The following is a 19,153-nucleotide window of genomic DNA, read 5'->3' on the forward strand; positions in this document are numbered from 1 at the left end:
AAGTGCTACGATTTACGCGGATCGCGATTTCTCCCCTAAAAACCTTCCCAAGGTCGCCTAATTGCCATCGACACGGCGACGATCCAGACACGAAAACCACTTTCATGGGATTCCGAATCGAACTACCGGTCTACCGAGGCCCGATCGATCTGCTGCTTTTCTTGGTCCGACGCCAAGAGGTTTCGCTCGCAGAAACGGCGATGGCTACCGTTGTGGACCAGTATTTGGAGTATCTGGAGTTTCTAAAGGAGCTGAATCTGGCCGACGTTGGAGACTTCATCGAAATGGCTAGCATCCTGGTCGAAATGAAAAGTTTGGCGGTTTTGCCAAAAGTCGTCGAAGAAGACGAGGAAGAGCAGATCGAAGACCCTCAGCACGAGCTGGTCGAACGATTACTGCAATACAAAGAGATCCGCGACGCCGCTTCGATCCTGGACGAAATGGGCAATCGGTGGCAGCAACGCTACGAACGCATGTCCGACGACCTGCCCAGCCGCCGCATCGATCCCGGCGACCAGCCGATCGTTGATTTGGAAATCTGGGACTTGGTCAGTGCCTTTGGCCGCATCATGCGGGAAGCCGCCGGACCGCCGCAGACGGAAGTCATCTACGACGACACTCCGATCCACGTCTACATGCAGCGAATCCACAAAAAACTGGGCAGCACCGACCGCGTGGCCTTGGCCGAACTGCTTGAAGGTGGCATTCACAAAAGTTCGCTGATCGGCTGGTTCTTGGCCACGCTGGAATTGACGCGTCACCACGGTGCCGCGGTCGAGCAGGACGAACACGGCGACATCGTCGTGGTCCGCACCGCGAACTACAGTAATGACTTGAGTGTCAACGAAGTCGACAACTACGGCGCCGAAGAATTCGAAGCCGCGAATATGCCGGGCCGACCACGGTAGTTTTGACTTTGTCAGCCGCTGGCGCTCGCCACGGGCATTTCTCATCCGACCAAACCAGCCGCAATCACCCGACCACACCGGTCAAGGCCCGTGGCTTGCGCCAACGGCTCACGACACCAGGGCCTGCCGTGACAACTCCTCTTCCGATATCGTCTTGCGATGGTTGAAAACGTTCCGATTCTGTCTCACACCCACGACGGCCTGACCGTCGAGGGATACTCGCGCGCCGCGGTCCAAACTTGCTGGCGCATCAACGAGTTGAAACTGCTGTTCGATTGCGGCATCCAGCCGTGGGACTTCATGGGCACGCCGACCATGTTCATCTCGCACGCGCACCTGGATCACATCGCCGCTCTTCCCGCGTACGTTTCCCGCCGCCGCATGATGAAGATGGATCCCCCCGTGATCTACCTTCCCGATTCGGCCGTCGATGATGCTTGGAACATGCTGCAGCAGTTTCGTCGACTTGATCGAGGCGCAATGCCATGCGAGCTGGTCGGACTGCTACCGGGCGACCAAACATCAATCAGCCGCGAATACATCGTCACCGCACTTGAAACACGCCATACGATCGATTCATTGGGTTTCATCGTCCACCAACAACGCCACAAGTTGAAGCCCGAGTTTGTCGGCTTAGAAGGAAACGAAATCCGCGAACTAAAAATCGCCGGCACGGAGATCACCGATGAAGTACGCATCCCGGTTGTCGCCTATACCGGTGACACCTCCCCCCCAGGCTTGGACAAAAACCCCGTCTTCTATGACGCCAAGATCCTGATCAGCGAACTCACCTTTGTCGCGCCCGAGCATCGCAAAGACAAAATCCACAAACACGGCCACATGCATGTGGACGACTATCGCCAACGCGCCGAAAAATTCAACAACGAACTGATCATCGCCGGTCACCTAAGCACTCGCTACAGCGACGCTCAAGTACGTCGCTTGGTCAAGAAAGCCCTGCCAGAAATGCTCGATGGCAAATTAAAACTCTGGCTGGATTGAAGCCGCGGAAGCCCCCGAAAACGGGCAGTAAAGCACGAGGCAGTCTTGCTGACTGCCTGATGAATTGTGCTTTCGCAAGTTCTATCCGCCGATCGCTTAAATCTTCGTGAACCTTGCAACGAAACCGCCGCCAGGGGCGAGCTTGATGTCGAGTGTTTTTTCTCGCGTGAGAGATCGTTTTTTGACTTTCAGCGGAATCGCCGTGGTGAATTCGTGCAAGTCGGCCTTTGCGTTGAGTCCCACAAGGTTCACGCGGTCCGATTTCAGGTCGTCACTCACCGTCGTGATCAAATAGTTTCCTTCGCCGAGAAACGTGAGATCCAATTGGTAGTCCTTGGTGATCTGTTCGCCGTTGAGAACACCGACGAACCACACGTCACCGCTTCGCCTAGCCATGCTGGAAAGCTTCCCGATTTCGCTACCAGGCAGAACACGGGTTTCATCCCAGACGGGCGGAATGGTTTTGACGGTGGGGAACGCATCCTTCAGAATCGGCGCGTTCATCATGGTGCTGGGGTGCTCCGCGTAGGTTTGCAGTGCGGAAGTGAAAGCGACGAGTGTCGCCACTTGATGTGCCCAGGTGGTGCGTCTCCCAGCTCCACGCTGTTCGTCCGGGACGAACAAATTTGGCGGCGCCAAAGAGTTTTGGATCCGGCGCGGGATTTAGATTCTTGATCAAGTCACTGTTGACCAACTCATTCAAATCGTCCGCCAGCATCGTGACTCGCCAAAGCGTCACGATGGGGCCGTCGACATCAAAGCCGGCGTCTCCTTCGGTGAAATCCGCGACAAGTGTTCTGTCACCGACTCCACGCAGTCGCATGCCGCTGTAGTTGTACGTCGCCGCCTTGGTAATCACGGCATAGCCAAGTTGACTGGGTAGTTCGAAGACGATCGGCGTTCCTTGGACGGGACACGGTGTGCAAATTTCGTGCGTCCGTCGTCAGCCACTCGCCGGCGTAAGACTTCAGCTTCCATTTCTTTGCAGTACGCTCGAAGTACCAAGCCTTTGCGTCTTTGATGATCTTCCAACTGGAATTCTCTCCATCGACATGTTGCGTCCCGTTTGCGGAAACCAAATAACGCAGTGCCACTCCATCATCGAAGACGCGGCACGCCAGTGACCACTTTCGCCCGCTAGGCCGATGCGTGATCGGAAAGTCCACTGCGTGTAGTGGTTGCGAGCCTGAGTGTGGACGCCGCGTATCACATAAGTCTCATCGCGACTGGTCCGCTCGGCTTTTCCGATGGTCACTTGCTCGCCCAAGTCCACCCCATCGACCGTGATCCCTCAACGGGAAGCCTCGATGATCTTCCGATCTTTCCAGCGAATGTCATAATGCAGAGCCCCGTCGTTGGCAGCTAAAACTCTTGCCTCGATCTTTCCATCAGGGCTGCGAAGTACATCAGCAGAGAAACAGGGCACACAGAGGATCGTCAGACAGCAGAAAGCGTAGCGTTTATAATACTTACTGACGTTTGAACTGCTCGTATTCCGGGTTTACATCGGCATTCTTGAAAACCGGTTTGTCTTTCCATAGGTCGTAGGTTGCCTTCAGCTGAGCGACAGACTCCGGAAACGGTCCCTTGTCGCCCGACTCTGCAATCCAAGTTTCCAAAATCTCGCGGTGCTTCTTTAGTTTGCCCGCATGCTTGGGGTCCGCAGCGAGGTTGTTCATCTGGTGCGGATCAACCGCCAAGTCGTAAAGCTCTTCGGTGGGACGCATCCCGAACCAGTGTTCTTCTTGATAGTCGTTCAGTTCGCCGGCTTTGCGTAAACGTTTGAAATCTTTGACTTCTGTTTTGTTGTCGCGGTATTGAGCTTGCAGCAACGGACGATCGGGAAAGTAGTTGCGGATATAACGCATTGTTTCGCTACGAACCGTGCGAATGCGGTCGATGGTGTAGTCGCAGCGATCGCGAGCGGAGATGACGTAGTCACGCGGTTTGTAATCGTCGCCGAAAAGATTCTGCCCATCCAAGTAATCCGGCGTCACAGCGTTGCCCATTGCCAAGGTCGTAGCGGAAATGTCTAAGCCCGACACAAGTTCGTTGCGGACGGTCCCCGCCTTCAACGCAGGGTGTTTACCTTTGACCATCAGCGGAACGTGAACGCCACCTTCGTAGCAGAACTGTTTGTGTCGCAGTGAATGGTTGCTGCCGTGATCTGAAAAGAAAAAGACGACGGTGTTATCAAGTTCACCGTCGGTTTCGAGTTGTCGTAGAATCTCTTCCACTCGCACGTCGGCGCCGCGGGCTGCGTTGTAGTGCATCGTCCACGACGCTCGGTGACCAGGCGTGTCGGGAAAATACGGCGGCAGCGGCACGGCCTCTTTCGCCAATCGTTCGCCTTTGCGAACGTGCTTCGCGTTTGCCTTGCCGCCTTTGATTTCGATCTGCCCAAACCAGGGCTGGGATTTTTTAGGCCGCGAATTCCAGGTGTCTTCGGTGACCGACATGTTGTGGTGAGCGTGATTGCCCTGCCAGCCGTTCATGCCGGCTTTATAATCGGGTTCATTGCCGACGCTGTAGAGTTTTCGCCGGTCGTAGTGAAAGTTGTAATCGTCTTTGCCGCTGTTGAATGTAAAGTATCCCGCGTCGCGCATCAGCTCCGGAATCGTCTTGATTCCTGCGGGCAAATAGATACGCAATTCTTCGGGAACGACCGTCCCATTGGTGAAACGTCCGGAGCGATGCTGGTGGGTTCCGGTCGTGGTCTGCATCACACCCGTGATGATCGCGGAGCGACACGACGAACAAACCGGCGCGGGCATGAACGCACGCTTGAACAAAACTCCTTCGGTCGCGAACTGGTCGATCGCGGGAGTGTGGCCCATGTTGATGGGATCGTCGTAGCACCCCATAAACGGCGACAGGTCTTCGGAGAAAATCCAAAGGATGTTCGGCCGGTCATCGGCAACCGCCGGGGAAGCCGGGAGCACAAAGGACGCGAGCAGAAAAACACAAAGGCACTTGGCAAAGCGGTGCATGGTATCTCGTCGAAAAGGATGGAGCGAACGATCCGTCCATTCTAACCGATGCACTCAGCTAACCGATGCACTCAGGAAGATGACTTTTCCGCGGCTCCCTGTTTGATCTCGATGGTTTGATCGACAGAATCCACTTCGTGGACCGTAGCCAGACCGCCTGGCCAAGTGACCGTGACTTCGTCGACGGTATCGACGGTTCCCAAACCAAACGTCAAAACGCGCTCTGACTGACTCAGGTAGCTCCGAGTGGGCATCAGCTGTTGCTCCCAAATTCGATCGCCTGATTTGATACTCACGCGAGCCCCCAGGCCATCACGATTGGCAGGGGAGCCTTGAAGCCGGACTCGCAAGTAATGATGACCGGTTTGCTGATCATTGCGGAAAACCTTGGGCGAGCCACCGCTAACAGAAATCACCACGTCTTGGTCTCCGTCTTCATCGAAATCGCCAAACGCAGCTCCGCGACCAACGATGGGATCGCAAAACGCTGTGCCGCTGCAAGATTCAGGCACTTCGACCAGTTCGCTATTCGCTTGACGTCCGGCATTCCAAAACAACTGAGGTGATTGTGCGTACTGTTGAGTGCGCTGCGTCTTGGCAATTTCTTCTTCCAGATGTCCGTTGGCTCCCAGCACATCGGGCCGACCATCCAGATCAACATCAAAAAAGAACATGCCAAACGTCAGTCCGCTACGAGTCGGCGGACCAAATCCCGTTGCGATCGCGCCGTCGACAAACTGAGCTCGCTTGGGCGATGCCATGTAGAGCGCACTTTGTTCGTTGGCAAAGTTGCCGATCCCGATTGCCAGTGTCCCATTGGATCGAAATACGGTGGTATCAATTCCCATCGCACCGCGAGCGTTTCCGCTGCGGTCGTAAGCAATTCCCAGCAGTCGGCCTTTCTCGCTAAACGTGCCGTCCTGGTTGTTTTCAAACAAGAAATTCCGCACCGTGTCGTTGGACACGATGATGTCAATCCAGCCGTCACGATTGACATCCACCGGAGCCAAGCCCATCGCTTTGCCAAGTGGCACGTCCGTATCGTCGTTGCGAATCTGAATTCCAGCCGACGCGGACACATCGGTGAACTTTCCTTCCCCGTCGTTGTGATAGAGATACGAATACGAACCCGCAAACGCTTTGGGCGGTCCGTAAGCACGCGACTCTCCGTCCAGAGTAAAGTTCTGGCTTAGGTCCGCCTCCTCGCTCCACGATACGTAGTTGCAGACAAACAAATCCAGCAAGCCATCGTTGTCATAGTCAAAGAAACCGCAGCTCGTGCTCCAGGCATTTTCAGCCCCCGACACGCCAGCTTGATTCGTGACGTCCGTGTATTTACCGTCGTCATTCTGCAGCAGACGGTTGGCACCCACCGCTGAAATAAACACATCCGCATCACCGTCGTTGTCATAGTCGCCGACAGCAACGCCCATACCGTACGTTTCAAAGTCGATTCCGGCCTCAGCGGACACATCGCTAAACCCAAACTGACCATTACCGGCGAAAAGTTTGCTTTTGGATTCGACCTGCTGTTCGTCCCATGGCCAGCGACGCGAATTCACCAACAACAGGTCTTGGTGACCGTCATTGTTGTAGTCCAGCACTGCCACGCCACTGCCCATGGTTTCGGGCAGCAGCTTGTCACCGTACCGTCCCGTTTCGTGTTGAAAATCGATTCCACTTTCGGCAGTCACATCGACCATACGAAGCGAGGGAATCTTGCCATCTTCGTCGACGCGTTGCTCGGGATTTTCGACGATCGCTTCGACCGCTTCCTGCTTGGGTTTCCTTAAGTTCAAGAAGAGCAGAATCCCGATCACCGGCAACATCAAGAACACCAATGCAATCAACGAAGCTCGAAAAGCGTGGCCAATGACCGCATCGTTTTCGACGTCATCATGCGTTTCATCGGTTGGCTGGTCCGGTTGTGTCATGCTTGAATCTTTAAAGGCTAAATATTCAGGATAGGTCGTTCGTGTCCTGTCTGATCGGGCACGGCGATTTGGCCGCACGCGGCAGTTAGACGAAACATCTCTTGACGACGCCAGAACCGAGTGCGTCGCTTTTTACTTCGCGACTTCAATTTCGCATCGTCCATTCTAAGGCGTCTATTTCTCGTCGCGATGCAGATCGTAGATCACCAGTGCTTCCGCGGCTTGATTGGCCGCCGGGTACTTCCGGCGAGCTGCTGGAACAGCGATTTCGGCGGCATTGTCGTCTGGCTTGTAGCGAGCGTGCAATTCCCGGTGCTTCTTCTCGCTCTCATCGTCACCCATCAATGCGTAGGATTCTGCCAGATTTGCGTGAGCCGTGACGTTCTCGGCATCAATCTCCAAAACTCCCAAGAATTGTTCTTGCGCTGCTTCAATCAACTCGTGATACACGTCAGACTTGCCCAGCACCTCAGCCTGCTGCGCCAAGTCGATCAGTGTCATGCCAAGTTGGTTTTTGACGCGGTAGTCCAACGAAAAATCAAAGCCTCGTTCGGGAACCCTGGTTGCCAACACTCCTCGAAATGACTTCGCTGCCGCTTCCAAATTTCCTTGCTGACGACTGATCATGCCGCTCAGCCAACCAGCGGTCCAACTGGGTGGCGGCGGATTCATCTCGCCTGCACGAGCGAGCGATGCGGTTGCGCCGTCCAAGTCGCCTTCGGCAAACTGCACGCGTGCCAAATTCAACGGCCCGTCGTAACGCTTCATTCTTTCGACTTCGGCAAACGCCTCGCCCGCCTGCTTCAATTCGGCTTTGCCTTTCAAGAGCAATCCAATTCCGTAATCGTTCCAACGCTGCCAAGTTGCTGGTGACGGCGGCGGCTGCAATGGCTTTGCTTGCGGCAGGCTTCCAGAAAACGTCTCGTCACCAATTTCAAACGTGACGCTGTCTTGAGCGATTTCGATGATCGGCAAATCGTTGGGATCGCCGACTTTTCCCAAGTCCAACGGATCACGCGCAGGATCACGATCCGCACGCACGAAATCCAAATACTCTGTATCAAATTTTCGGTACAGCAGCCGCGCCGTCACTTCGATCGGCTTGTCGCTGTTCAGCGGTACTTGAAATCGGTAGTGGACCGACTGCCCCGCGCCGGGCGGTATTTGGTGGCTGTACAACGGCGTGAAAATATCTTGTGCGTTCCGCCGATTGATGCGGTTACCGTTCCGGTCCAGCATGAACGTGTTGACGAAATGCGACCACGGACTGACTCGTTCACGCTGATCACGTTGCCCGCTTTTGCCGACAATCGCCCCATCCTGTGTCGCGGTCAGTTCGATCCAAATCTGATTCGAATCAGTGGTTCCTTGGGTGAAATGGTGCCCCAGTGTGAGCGTGCGGAGAACGGTTTCGATCAGATAGGTTTCGCCACGCCGGAGCTGCAGTCCTTTGATCCCCAGTGGCGCATAAAGCTTGCCATCGATCGAACCACCTTCGCGGACACCAAACAGATCAATTCGCAATGAGTCCTTCAACAACTCACGGTGCGCTTCGATTCCTTCTTTGTCGCCTGTCCAATGGCTCAGGGCCGTGTTGGCACTTGGGAATCGGTGATCGTGGACCACTTCTTTTTTCATCAATCGCGAAAACACTGCGCCGAAATCATCGCTCGCCATCTCAGGCATGTGACAGCCGTTACAGTTTTCTTGTGCAACATCCGGATAGTAAAAACTGGATGCACCGTGACCGGAAACGCCGCTTAGCAAATAGCTGTCGTAGTGGTTCTGGCCGCGAAGGAATTCTTTGTAATCGGTGACGTCACCAGGAAGCGACACTTTGTGGCAAACGCCACAGAATTCGGCCGTTTTGTGAAATGGCTTGAGCATTTCGTGTTTGTGAAACGCCGGCTTCGCTTTGACCATCAACGAATTGATCGACTGCAGAATGCCGTTTTCGCTGTAAGCAAACGGATAATGCTTGGGTTCATCAATCGTGTAATCCGCATTGCCGACCGTGCTATCGATCGACTGAATCGCATGACAAGCCGTGCAAGTGATGCCTGCGTGAGCCGTGGGGTCTGCGACATCATCGTAATTCGGGTCGTCAAATTTACCGGAAAAGAACGGCACCGGATCGTGGCAACCGGCGCACCACCGCGAAGCTTGCAGCGTGCCCGATCGCTCCGTAGCCACTCGCCGAGTCTCGCGAACGGATGCGCGATAGGCGGGATTGTTAAAACTGCTCAGTTTGTGCGCGCTGTGCAACCAGCTGTTGTGAATATCGCTGTGGCAGCTCAAGCAGTATTCGTCATTCATCAACGTATCGGCAGCAATGAATTTCCCCGTAGCAGTGCTAGCCAAGGACGGCTGAAAATACTTGTCACCGTCGGCAGGTGCCGATCCATCACTTACCAGAGGACTGGATGCTTGAAAGGCCACCATCAATCCGACGACGACCGCCGTCGCCATCGCGACGCGTTTACCGACATGCCACTTAATTTTGGGGCCCACCAAACGATGGAGCCAGTACAACCAAACCGCCAACAGTGGTGCCAGCAGGTGCGTCCAGTAGACAACGCTGCGAGCCCCCCCGCTTCCAATGTGAAACTTGCCGATTCGCATCAACAACAGACCGCTGCACAAGATTGCGATCGCAATGACGAACAAGGCGTATCCAATGCGAACAGCCCGGCGATTTCGACGGTGCCGTGAGCGGACCATATGAACCGTACCGAACAGAATCGTCGGCACGATCAACAACAATCCCAGTGCAAGGTGCACCAAAAACATCAGCTGATAGAAATGCGTTTCAAAGACTTGGTCGGTGGCGACCTGCAGCCACGTGATGCTGGTGAGATACAATCCATTGGCGGCCAGAACGCCAAAGAGTGTCAGCACTACGTACAGAACCAGACGCAACCGTTTCGTAACGGGGCGTTTGCGAAGTGGTGACGAATTCGATCGGTCTGAGTTCATAAAAAGGCAGCGTGAACGACGACAAAGCTATTAGACGCATGCAACGGGCGAATGGTTTGGTCAAACTACGCCATTCGCCACGTTTGGCACGGAAAACTGGGCTTAACGGGTACTACGGCGATTGGATTTCGTCAAACGATGGCGTCCGAAATTGACGCGACAATTCGCTCTCCTGCGTTGTCTGTGCTGTACGCGACCAAAAACTGCGAAAAGACTGCCGTCGCTGGCGGTGCGACAAATTATCCCGCTCGATTTTGGCACTTTTTGCCGCATCACCCAGCGGAGGTGGGTACGACTGCATCTGCCGAAACGGAAGTGGCCCGATCGTCTGCCCCTCCAGCGTGTTCAAATCGGCATCCTTGTCCCATCCGACACAGTGCAGCACAAAATCTCGCTGCCAGCCTTCGGGCACAGGCGTGGTCGGAACCAAAAAATCCACGCGAATTTCATCGCCCGAACTAATGACGACCATCGAATTGTCCCAGCCGCTTAGCAGGTCTTTGCAAGGCCCAAACTGCGTCACGGCTCCCCGCAACGGCGGCCACTTCGGTGATTTGGACGCATTGCGATAGTCATAGACATCTGGCTCATTTTCACTGCGTTTGACCCGCCGCGAAAAACCGTGATAGCCGACTTCGGCGCTGATCAGATCCAGCTGATGAGTGACCACCTTGGGCTTGGTTGACTGAACCACCAATGCAGCATCATCCCAATAGATCTGCGCGGACGTGCGAACTCGAATTCGCGGGTCGTCGCGAACGATCACATCGGTAACATCGACAACGATGGTCTTTGTTTTTCCACCGGGGAATCCCATGAACGGAATCGCTTTTCGCCACCCCTCCGTCTCCGTCGCATCCGGCACCCAAACCGAAGGAAATTCGATGGCTGGCAGATTGGGATTTTGATCAATCTGGATGTTCAGCGAAGTATCCGTTGGCAAGATCCATCCGGTCAAAACCAGATAGACCGATTCCTTGCTGTCATCATCCGATTCTAACTTTTCAAAATGGACATCTTCAAAATCCAGGTCGACCCAGTGCGGTGGACAGAGTCCCTGGCGAAGCCGACGATCAAAACCACGAACAAATTTTTGATCACGCTGCGACAACAAATCCGTGACGTCGTGTCCCTGGCTGTCGACGGCCTTGCGCAAGCCATGACGGTCTTCGCTACCGAAAGCGAAAATTGTTTGCTTGGCGAGATCCGGTGGTCCGACCTTTTCGTTTGTCCACACATCAACGTCTCGCGGATGGTCCACCGCGGTCAACGCCAGGTGGTCAAAGTAAGCGACTTCCCAGAGCTCCTCGGTAAATCGCAATTGGTAGCGACCATCCTTTGGCACGATCGCGCTACCGTCGACTTTGAGATATTCCCAGGGTCGGTCTTTGGCGACCACACCGGCCGCGACTTGCAGTCCCAACGGCGCGGCCCACAAACAGTCCGTCACGAAGGCGTACTTTTCGCCATCCCAGGCATACAGATAGGGGCAGGATCCCTTGAGTGTTTGTTTTTCCTGCACCAACGCATCGACTTGCGGATCACGAATCGTCTGCGTCAAACCATTTGGCATGATGACGCGGACGCTGCTGGCATCGTCGAATCGATCGAGACCAAAATGGGTTGCCGGCGAAGTAACGACATGCGATCGGTAGTGCGGTCCGAATCGCAATTCCAACACGCTACCGATTCCAAAATGATTGACGCGACCGCTGCTGGCATTGTTGTCGGCGATCCCTTTGAATCGGACCGTCAAGTGATGATTTTCGTTCTTGGTCTGATTCGTTGCGACGACCAAGTTTCCATCTGACGCGATGACCAAGTCGACGCGGCCATCGCGATTGATGTCAGCAGCAGAAACTCGCCCCACCGCGCCGGGTAAAAAATCCTCTGACATCGCCGGGCCGATCCCCCAAGGCCCAAGTCGCATCAAAACGCCCGGCAAAATCGCTTCACTCCAAGAGTCATTGTCCAAATCGGCAATCGCGATCGCGGCAGCATTCAGTTCACTTGATTGGACTTGTTCGACCGTCCAGATCCCTGCTTCGGCAGTCTGGGAAAACACTGCGGAAAGCGATTCGTTTCCGCCCACCAAAATGTCCCATGACACGTTGCCATCTAGATCGGCGATCGCGACAGACGATGCTCCTTTGACCGGCGAAATGTCATCAATCATGCGGCCGCGAAACTGCAAATGCAATTGATTTTCCAGGATTCCAGTGCGCCCGCTTTTTGGATGAACCGTGACGATGTCCAGGTCCAAGTCGCGATCGATATCGACCAACGCCATGTCGGCAGCCGGGTCAGCAGAATCAAATCCGCCTTCGTGATGCGTGACTTCAAAGAACGTCCGATTGCCTCGATTGACAAATAAACGGATGCCATCGGACTTCGTCGAAATCACAACATCCAAATCACCGTCGCCTTCCAAGTCGCCAGTGACCATGTCGATGACACCTCGGACTTCCTCCAGCCCCGACTTTTTGTCGACTAGTTTCAATACATCGCCCGGCGATGCCGACGAACGACCGTCGACACTGATCAACTGAATCGAATCGTTGCCAAAGGCAATCAAGCTGGGGAACGTGTCGTGAGCAGCTTCCGAGGAATAATCACGATCGGCTGTTTTTCCCGTGTCGCCCGAGGTTTTGATCCGTTGCGGACTGCTGCTGTCGACCATGAATAAATCCGCCACCATCAGATGCTCCGCAGAGGCATCTAATTGCAGATCGGCCGCAACGGCCCATGCTTCGCCGTCGTTTTGCCAAAGCTGCAGTTTGCCGCTGTCACTGATCGTGGCAATGTCGTCTTTCTGGTCCAAGTCAAAATCGATCGGCAATGCTTCCACAATGTCCTTGGCTGGCTCGACGGAGGTGACCGCGAACTGGATCTCCGAATCACCTTGTTTGACAGGCGACTGTTTGATCACGTCCGCCGACATGCGCCGAAGCGTCTGAAAACTCAGGCGGTCCAGCGGGTGAGGCGAAGCGCGACGCCGATCGGTTTTCAAAATTTCGGTCGGGTTAAGAACATTGAACCACTGCAACATGCGATTGCCAGCAGCGTCCCAGTTGTCGTCGTTGATCGCCGATGTGATTTCGCCAACCAACTGTTCAGGCGTGATGCCGATCGCCTTGGTGGTTTCCTGCAGCGAAGGTTCAATCGCTTTGGCCAATTCAAAAGTTCGCTGCACGTACTGTGTGGCCTTGTGATCCTGAGCGTCGATCGCCAAACGGGCAGCACGAATTGCCAAAAAAAGGTTGGCGGGATGTTTGTCAGAGAGTTTTCCAACGGCTGAATTCGCCTGGCCCAGCATGGCTCTGGGCAGACCGTCCACGGGGTCTTCCATCTCATCAATCACCCGCGTCAGCGGACCGCCCAGAATCACGGACGCGCTGTCGTCGGACGCCTCTGAATCGATCATCTTGACCAAACTGGCAAAAACATCTCGCCGCATCGATTTGCCCAGCGCGGGAACCAGTGCAGCGGAATGCAGATCGATCCGACTGCTTAGCCACAGTCCCGTGATTTCGTCATTGGCAAGCTTGGTGTACTGTTCGATGGCCTGCCGAGCTGACGTGATGGACGGCGAAAGGTTGACGCGAGCCCGCTGTTTTTCGTCGTCCGAGCTAAGGGGACTGATCACGACCCCCGAAAGTGAATCCACATCCAAGACTCGATTCAAAGCACGATTCAGAGCGATGGATTGGTCGTCGGGAAATTGGCTGCCCAGTGAATCCCAAAGCTGGTTGGCTGCGTCGGTTTCCAAGTTTTCGGTTGCGGCCAGCGCTGATCGCAACTGACCTAAATGCTGCTCCAGTTCATCCGCTTCAGCAGCGACAGGGACAGCGCCGGGGCCTTCGCCGCCGTTTCTAGGCCGCCAAAATGCGATCGCGGCAATGGCTCCCAGCACGACGAAGGCCAACAACCACCATTTTTGCGTCGAGCCAGCGGACTTGGCCAATTTTCCCTGTTCAGTCACTGATTTTCTCTGTAGCTCCCGGAGTCGCGATTGATTGGATATCCTACAGCCATGAACGTAACAAAATTCACTGATGCCACGGGCATCGCTCGCGTCGCGAAAGTGCAAGACAACCAACTTGCACCGCTTAAACTGACCACTCCGTTTGGATCGTTGGCAGGCTTGCTGGCTGCCGAGAATCCAATAGCCGCGATAGATTCGCTCGAAACGGACACTCCCGTGCCCATCGACGATTCGATCCGCTGGCTACCTCCCATTGATACCCAGGAAGTCTGGGCAGCCGGGGTGACTTACAAACGAAGCCAGACGGCCCGGATGGAAGAGTCCGAAGCGGCCGCGTCTTGCTACGATCAAGTCTACAACGCGGATCGGCCGGAGTTGTTTTTCAAAGCCACTCCCCACCGTGTCAGTGGACACAACCAACCGCTGCGGATTCGTGCCGATGCGACTTGGAATGTCCCCGAACCAGAAGTAACGCTGGTGCTGAGTCCCGCGATGAAGATCGTCGGCTTGACGGTTGGCAACGACATGAGTTCGCGAGACATCGAAGGCGAAAACCCGCTCTATCTGCCGCAAGCAAAGTGTTACAACCAGTGTGCTGGCCTAGGCCCCTGGATCACCTTGTTTGACACTCTCCCCCCCAGTGACCAGATCGGCATCGATTTAAAAATTGATCGCTCCGGCGAAATCGTTTTCGATCAGCAGACCTCGGCCGGTCAGATGGCACGTACATTCGACGACTTGGTTCAATGGCTGGCCCGTGACAATACTTTCCCCAGCGGCGCGTTTTTGATGACGGGAACTGGCATTGTTCCGACCACTGAATTCACACTGCTTCCCGGTGACATCGTCAACATCACGATCGACGGCATTGGCACTTTGTCCAACACCATCGTGCAAGGCTAACGCCGCGACGCCGATCCGTTGCACTTTTGATTTCACACTTTAGATTTCACGCTCTCAGCCCCATCTCCCTGTTTCCAATATGTCCACTGCTACATCCACCGTTCGCCCTGTCCTCATCGCTGGCCAATGGCGTGACGCTGATCATCGCGACACTTTTCAAGCGACCGATCCGAACTCCAACGAAAAACTCTCGGCTGAGTTTCCGGTCAGCACTTGGGCCGACTGCGATGCCGCCTTGGACGCCGCAACCGATGCCGCTCGGCAGCTACGCCGATTGCCAGCGTCCAAGATCGCTGACTTCATGGAATGCTACGCCGATCGCATCGATGCCGCAAAAGACGCACTGTCAGACGCCGCGTTCGCCGAAACCGGACTTGCTCGTAGCCCTCGATTGGCCGACGTCGAACTGCCACGCACCAGCAATCAGCTTCGCGCGGCTGCGGCGGCTTGTCGTAGCGGTGACTGGGCTGGAGCGACGATCGATACAGCTACCGGAATTCGTTCTTGCTTGTCGCAATTGGGCCCTGTCTGTGTGTTTGGTCCCAATAATTTCCCGTTCGCTTTCGGGAGCGTTTCGGGTGGCGATTTTGCTGCTGCGATCGCTGCCGGCAATCCCGTGATCGGAAAAGCCAACAGTTCGCATCCCGAAACGACTCGCTTGTTTGCCATCGAAGCCGCCAAAGCCCTCGAAGAAACAGGTTTGCCTGCCGCAACCGTTCAACTGATTTACCGAACCAGCCATGCCGATGGCGAACGGCTAGTCAGCGATCCCCGTATGGGAGCAACGGGCTACACAGGCAGCCGCAGCGCAGGACTGACGTTGAAGGCGGCCGCAGACAAAGCCGGCAAGCCAATCTATCTGGAACTCTCCAGTGTCAACCCCGTCGTGATCACGCCCGGCGCACTCGCTGAACGAAGTGAGGACATCCTGGGTCAATTCGTCACCAGCGCCCTGATGGGCACGGGACAATTTTGCACCAACCCCGGTGTAGTGATGTTGCTCAATGACGCGAGCACCGATTCGTTTGTCGATGCCGTCAAAGAGAAGTTCGCATCAGCCGCCGCAGGTACTCTGTTGTCACCGGCCGTTGCAAAGTCGCTTTCGTCCAGCGTCCAAAAACTTTGCGAGTACGGTGCGGAATTGTTGACCGGTGGCGGAGATATCGAATCCGGCCGTTGTGCGTATGCCAATACTTTGCTGAAAGTTTCTGGCAAGACGTTTCTTGAAAACCCCGAAGGCTTCCAGACCGAGGCCTTTGGCAACGCGTCGTTGTTTGTAGTCGCCGAGAGTATCGATGAACTCTGCCAAGCCATTGAGCAACTCGAAGGCAATCTGACCGGCTGCATCTACTCTGCTACCGACGGCAGTGATGATGAGGCCTGCGACAAGATCGCGTTTGAGCTGGAACCCAAAGTGGGACGAATTCTAAACGACAAAATGCCGACTGGTGTCGCCGTCAGCGCAGCGATGAACCACGGTGGCCCTTACCCGGCGACCGGGCATCCGGGCTTCACTGCTGTGGGTGTTCCTGGTTCGCTTGTTCGTTTCGGCAAGCTGACCAGTTTTGACAACATTCGGCCCAACCGTTTGCCGCAATTACTGCAGGACAAAAATCCCACTGGCACGACTTGGCGACTGATCGACGGCGATTGGACGCAAAACAAGGTCGGCTAAACCGACGGGACGTTACAGCCACGATTCGTACTGATGGAGCACTTTGCGCCCTGATCGGGCGGCTTTTGGACCTTCCTTAGTTGTTCACATCAATGGATTCGATGAGGGTCAATTTCATGCGAAGCCCGTTTTACTTTGTCGCGGCATTTGTCCTATCGATTTGGCTGGTCTTCTTGGTCGACTGGCCGATCCCCTACGACCTGTCGCAATGGGGCATCCACCCGCGCCGTCTGACGGGGATCCCCGGCATCGCATTGATGCCTTTTCTGCACGGCAGCTTTTACCATCTGTTCAGCAACTCCATTCCACTTGCGATCCTTCTGGTGTTGCTGGTCGGTTCGCAGCGAAAACCTTGGCAAGTCGTCACCGGAATTGTTCTGCTCAACGGCGCCCTGGTCTGGCTGATGGCACGGTCGGACACCAATCATGTCGGCGCCAGCGGGCTAGTATTTGGGCTGATCGGATTTTTGATACTGAATGGTTTTTTGGAAAAGAAGGTCGTATCGATCATCGTCGCCCTCGTGGTTGGCTTTTTCTTTGGAAGCACACTGATCAGCGGCATGATTCCGCAAATCGGCGGCGAAGTTTCGTGGGAAGCACATTTCTTCGGTGCGGTGTCGGGAGCAGTCGTCGCCTACGCCTGGTCGCAGATGAACCAACGATTGGCCTGGAAATAGACGCCGCCGGCCAGAGCAGAGCGTGGTAGATTGATAGCCGGTGGCAGATTCTGAACTGACCATGCAGTGGCCACGTATTGCTTTCGCCCCAACGCTCCAGCATTTGAGAACTCCCATGTTGCACTCCTATCTCAAGGCTCGCTCCCTTCGCTTTAGCTTGCGAACTTTGATGCTATTTAGCTTGGCTTCGTGCCTGCTAATCGCTTGGTATAGCAACGCCCATCAGCAGCATGCCGTCGAGCAGCAATTCATTGATCGGATGATCAAGACGTTGCCCGGCAGCGAAGTGCTGAGCGTCGTCACCAATGATCAGAGTGTCGCCCACGGGCAACGTTTCTTGTGAACACCGGATTCCACAACGGTAGTGGTCAACTACCGCGGCCCACGCTTGATTCGCCCCTTGGTCCGGGCACTCGGCATTGCAGTTTTCGATCGGATTACTGAGATCAATTCCCTGCTTTACGACCCGTCCAGCTCTCGCATCGAACGGGCGGACTTGGCCGCGATGGACTCTCTGGAACGAGTTTCGATGATCCAAAAGTCGGCGAAACAAGTGAGCGAATCCAACCGAAAGCAATTCGTCGATCGCATCCCTCCCTGCCGACTCGGCAACCAGCGCAGCGTGGCAAACCAAGTGGACGCAGAAATTCTCTCAGCACCGTTTTTTCTCGGCTGCGCTGACTAGCTGAATTGCGATGGACTTGATTTTCCGTTTGGGCGTTGGCCCCGGTTTCAACGGTGCCCCCCCGGAATCGTCAACGGCTTGTTGATTTGGCAGTTAGCCGCAAAACGACGGAATCAGCAGCCGGCTAATGCTAGGGCGGCCAGTAGTTTTCGGAAGCACGACTAGGTGGCCGAAGCACTCCGAATTGCTTTGAAACGAATTCTGCAGCCAAGCACTTCTCACGCGAATTGAGCTGCCGTTTCGTGAGCTGCCCGATGACATCGAAACCGCCCGATTTATCTCGGATATTTTTTGGAGAATTGTCGAAGCTTTGAGATCTGAGTTGGTGTTTTATCCTTCACCGCTTTATGAAACGTGCATCGTCGCAACGGTCGACAGCGGCAACTACTTTTTGGTGAGCGCTGAAGATGAAGATGACACTCCTTCGTTTGACGATCGTCGTCCTGGCCGCATGTTTTACTGCCACCGCACAATCCGTTTCCGCCGCCGAACTTGAATCCGGCTCCGAAACAAAAGTGCGCAAAGCCTACCGTGCCGAACGGCCCGACAGTGCTGCAGGCTGGATGATCGTGGCCAAGGAAAGCTATTGGCCTTTGTGCTACGAGCCGATGGATTGCCTGGAAAATGTTCAAAAGTTGATCGGCAAGGCCAAACCAGATCAACTGGCCGACGCACTTGAAAAGTGCGAAGCATGGCTTCGCTTAGCGAGCTCGGCAGCGCTGTCGACCGACGAGGGATACACGTTCACCGCCGCCGACCTCTGCCAGGAAGCCGCCCAGGATGTCCGATCAGGCGGCGGCACATGGACCGACGAGCAGACCGAAAAACTCTTAACACTGTGTCACATTTGCATCGCTCGATCCCACGCAAAACACGCTGAACTGACTGACGACGCGGGGCCGCCACGAGTCAAGCGCCCCAAATCGACACTGTCCGATAAAGGAATCAAATCCTACGACGTAAGACGTGCGGCGATTGAAGCGGCTGCCGACAAGCAACAACTTGCCCGCAAGCAGTATCGCTACGAAACCGTCGAAATGGGAAAGCACATCGAAGTCGCTCAAGCCTACTTGGCCGAAGCTGCGAAGACCGGAGAACTGTCACTGGACAAGGCTTTGGTTCAGGAAGTGCCAGAATTGAAGAAAGATGCGGTGGCGCAAGAAATGGTCATCTACTTAAGCCAGGAACTGCGTCCTCGCGTCCAGCAATTGCTGCTAGTTACCGATGGACAGTGCAAGAAGCTGATTGCCCACTTTGAAACCGAATCAGTACGCAACTAGTCTCAGCAATCGGGCCCACACAGATTACGCCCATAAAAGTCGAGCCAGCCAAATCGGGCTCGCCACTCGTTTACGAAACAGGCCCTGGAGCATCACGCTTCAGGGCCTGTTGTGCATCTTGGCAGCTGGCAAAACAAC

At 55.0% G+C, this 19,153-nt stretch carries 15 protein-coding genes; 8 read left to right on the plus strand and 7 right to left on the minus strand.

Annotated elements, in window-relative coordinates; all coding sequences use genetic code 11:
• Window positions 1–104 precede the first annotated feature (104 nt).
• Entirely contained in the window at window positions 105–908 is an 804-nt protein-coding gene (locus K239x_RS23690) for a segregation and condensation protein A (RefSeq protein WP_145420810.1), read from the plus strand.
• Window positions 909–1,067: 159 nt separating this feature from the next.
• Entirely contained in the window at window positions 1,068–1,910 is an 843-nt protein-coding gene (locus tag K239x_RS23695) for an MBL fold metallo-hydrolase (protein ID WP_145420811.1), read from the plus strand.
• Between the two features lie 96 nt (window positions 1,911–2,006).
• Here the strand turns inward: K239x_RS23695 and K239x_RS28910 are convergent, their stop codons facing one another.
• The 7 genes from K239x_RS28910 to K239x_RS23720 form a co-directional block, all read right to left on the minus strand.
• Window positions 2,007–2,417 carry a glycoside hydrolase family 97 C-terminal domain-containing protein gene (locus K239x_RS28910; protein WP_419190112.1) on the minus strand — a complete coding sequence of 137 codons (411 nt, stop codon included), beginning with the start codon at window positions 2,415–2,417 and terminating at the stop codon, window positions 2,007–2,009.
• Window positions 2,350–2,769: a glycoside hydrolase family 97 N-terminal domain-containing protein gene (locus K239x_RS28915; protein WP_419189328.1), complete on the minus strand. Its 420-nt coding sequence runs from the start codon at window positions 2,767–2,769 to the stop codon at window positions 2,350–2,352. The genes K239x_RS28910 and K239x_RS28915 overlap by 68 nt, the downstream gene beginning before the upstream one ends.
• Window positions 2,711–3,076, minus strand: coding sequence for a glycoside hydrolase family 97 N-terminal domain-containing protein (locus tag K239x_RS28920; protein ID WP_419189329.1), 366 nt, complete (start codon window positions 3,074–3,076; stop codon window positions 2,711–2,713). Before K239x_RS28920 ends, K239x_RS28915 begins: the two co-directional genes overlap by 59 nt.
• A 303-nt stretch (window positions 3,077–3,379) precedes the next feature.
• Window positions 3,380–4,900 (minus strand): sulfatase family protein, encoded by a 1,521-nt coding sequence (locus tag K239x_RS23705; RefSeq protein ID WP_145420812.1) that lies wholly within the window; start codon window positions 4,898–4,900, stop codon window positions 3,380–3,382.
• Window positions 4,901–4,971: 71 nt separating this feature from the next.
• Window positions 4,972–6,834: a CRTAC1 family protein gene (locus tag K239x_RS23710; protein WP_145420813.1), complete on the minus strand. Its 1,863-nt coding sequence runs from the start codon at window positions 6,832–6,834 to the stop codon at window positions 4,972–4,974.
• A 174-nt stretch (window positions 6,835–7,008) separates the two neighbouring features.
• Window positions 7,009–9,810, minus strand: coding sequence for a multiheme c-type cytochrome (locus tag K239x_RS23715; protein ID WP_145420814.1), 2,802 nt, complete (start codon window positions 9,808–9,810; stop codon window positions 7,009–7,011).
• Window positions 9,811–9,922: 112 nt separating this feature from the next.
• Window positions 9,923–13,792: an FG-GAP-like repeat-containing protein gene (locus K239x_RS23720; protein ID WP_145420815.1), complete on the minus strand. Its 3,870-nt coding sequence runs from the start codon at window positions 13,790–13,792 to the stop codon at window positions 9,923–9,925.
• Window positions 13,793–13,843: 51 nt separating this feature from the next.
• Between K239x_RS23720 and K239x_RS23725 the strand changes: the two genes are divergently transcribed.
• From K239x_RS23725 to K239x_RS23750, 6 genes are all read left to right on the plus strand, one after another.
• Complete coding sequence (locus K239x_RS23725; RefSeq protein WP_145420816.1) at window positions 13,844–14,698, plus strand: fumarylacetoacetate hydrolase family protein; 855 nt, start codon at window positions 13,844–13,846, stop codon at window positions 14,696–14,698.
• Between the two features lie 79 nt (window positions 14,699–14,777).
• The gene (locus tag K239x_RS23730) at window positions 14,778–16,373 is read left to right on the plus strand and encodes an aldehyde dehydrogenase (NADP(+)) (protein ID WP_145420817.1); all 1,596 of its coding nucleotides are present in this window, start codon (window positions 14,778–14,780) and stop codon (window positions 16,371–16,373) included.
• A gap of 116 nt (window positions 16,374–16,489) precedes the next feature.
• Window positions 16,490–17,050 (plus strand): rhomboid family intramembrane serine protease, encoded by a 561-nt coding sequence (locus tag K239x_RS23735; RefSeq protein ID WP_145420818.1) that lies wholly within the window; start codon window positions 16,490–16,492, stop codon window positions 17,048–17,050.
• Between the two features lie 115 nt (window positions 17,051–17,165).
• The gene (locus tag K239x_RS23740; protein WP_145420819.1) at window positions 17,166–17,393 is read left to right on the plus strand and encodes a hypothetical protein; all 228 of its coding nucleotides are present in this window, start codon (window positions 17,166–17,168) and stop codon (window positions 17,391–17,393) included.
• Between the two features lie 21 nt (window positions 17,394–17,414).
• Window positions 17,415–17,735 carry a hypothetical protein gene (locus K239x_RS23745; RefSeq protein ID WP_145420820.1) on the plus strand — a complete coding sequence of 107 codons (321 nt, stop codon included), beginning with the start codon at window positions 17,415–17,417 and terminating at the stop codon, window positions 17,733–17,735.
• A 407-nt stretch (window positions 17,736–18,142) separates the two neighbouring features.
• A complete protein-coding gene (locus K239x_RS23750) occupies window positions 18,143–19,015 on the plus strand; it encodes a hypothetical protein (protein WP_145420821.1) in 873 nt (290 codons plus the stop codon).
• Window positions 19,016–19,153: the final 138 nt, after the last annotated feature.

It is taken from the genome of Stieleria marina, from assembly GCA_007741555.1.
Taxonomy (GTDB): domain Bacteria; phylum Planctomycetota; class Planctomycetia; order Pirellulales; family Pirellulaceae; genus K23-9.

Bases quoted from the DNA above. Each gene is read 5' to 3' on its own strand.
- K239x_RS23705 (WP_145420812.1), bottom strand. From the start codon at position 4,900: ATGCACCGCTTTGCCAAGTGCCTTTGTGTTTTTCTGCTCGCGTCCTTT.
- K239x_RS23735 (WP_145420818.1), top strand. From the start codon at position 16,490: ATGCGAAGCCCGTTTTACTTTGTCGCGGCATTTGTCCTATCGATTTGG.
- K239x_RS23715 (WP_145420814.1), bottom strand. From the start codon at position 9,810: ATGAACTCAGACCGATCGAATTCGTCACCACTTCGCAAACGCCCCGTT.
- K239x_RS23750 (WP_145420821.1), top strand. From the start codon at position 18,143: ATGAAGATGACACTCCTTCGTTTGACGATCGTCGTCCTGGCCGCATGT.
- K239x_RS23725 (WP_145420816.1), top strand. From the start codon at position 13,844: ATGAACGTAACAAAATTCACTGATGCCACGGGCATCGCTCGCGTCGCG.
- K239x_RS23690 (WP_145420810.1), top strand. From the start codon at position 105: ATGGGATTCCGAATCGAACTACCGGTCTACCGAGGCCCGATCGATCTG.
- K239x_RS23710 (WP_145420813.1), bottom strand. From the start codon at position 6,834: ATGACACAACCGGACCAGCCAACCGATGAAACGCATGATGACGTCGAA.
- K239x_RS28910 (WP_419190112.1), bottom strand. From the start codon at position 2,417: ATGATGAACGCGCCGATTCTGAAGGATGCGTTCCCCACCGTCAAAACC.
- K239x_RS23730 (WP_145420817.1), top strand. From the start codon at position 14,778: ATGTCCACTGCTACATCCACCGTTCGCCCTGTCCTCATCGCTGGCCAA.
- K239x_RS23740 (WP_145420819.1), top strand. From the start codon at position 17,166: ATGTTGCACTCCTATCTCAAGGCTCGCTCCCTTCGCTTTAGCTTGCGA.
- K239x_RS23695 (WP_145420811.1), top strand. From the start codon at position 1,068: ATGGTTGAAAACGTTCCGATTCTGTCTCACACCCACGACGGCCTGACC.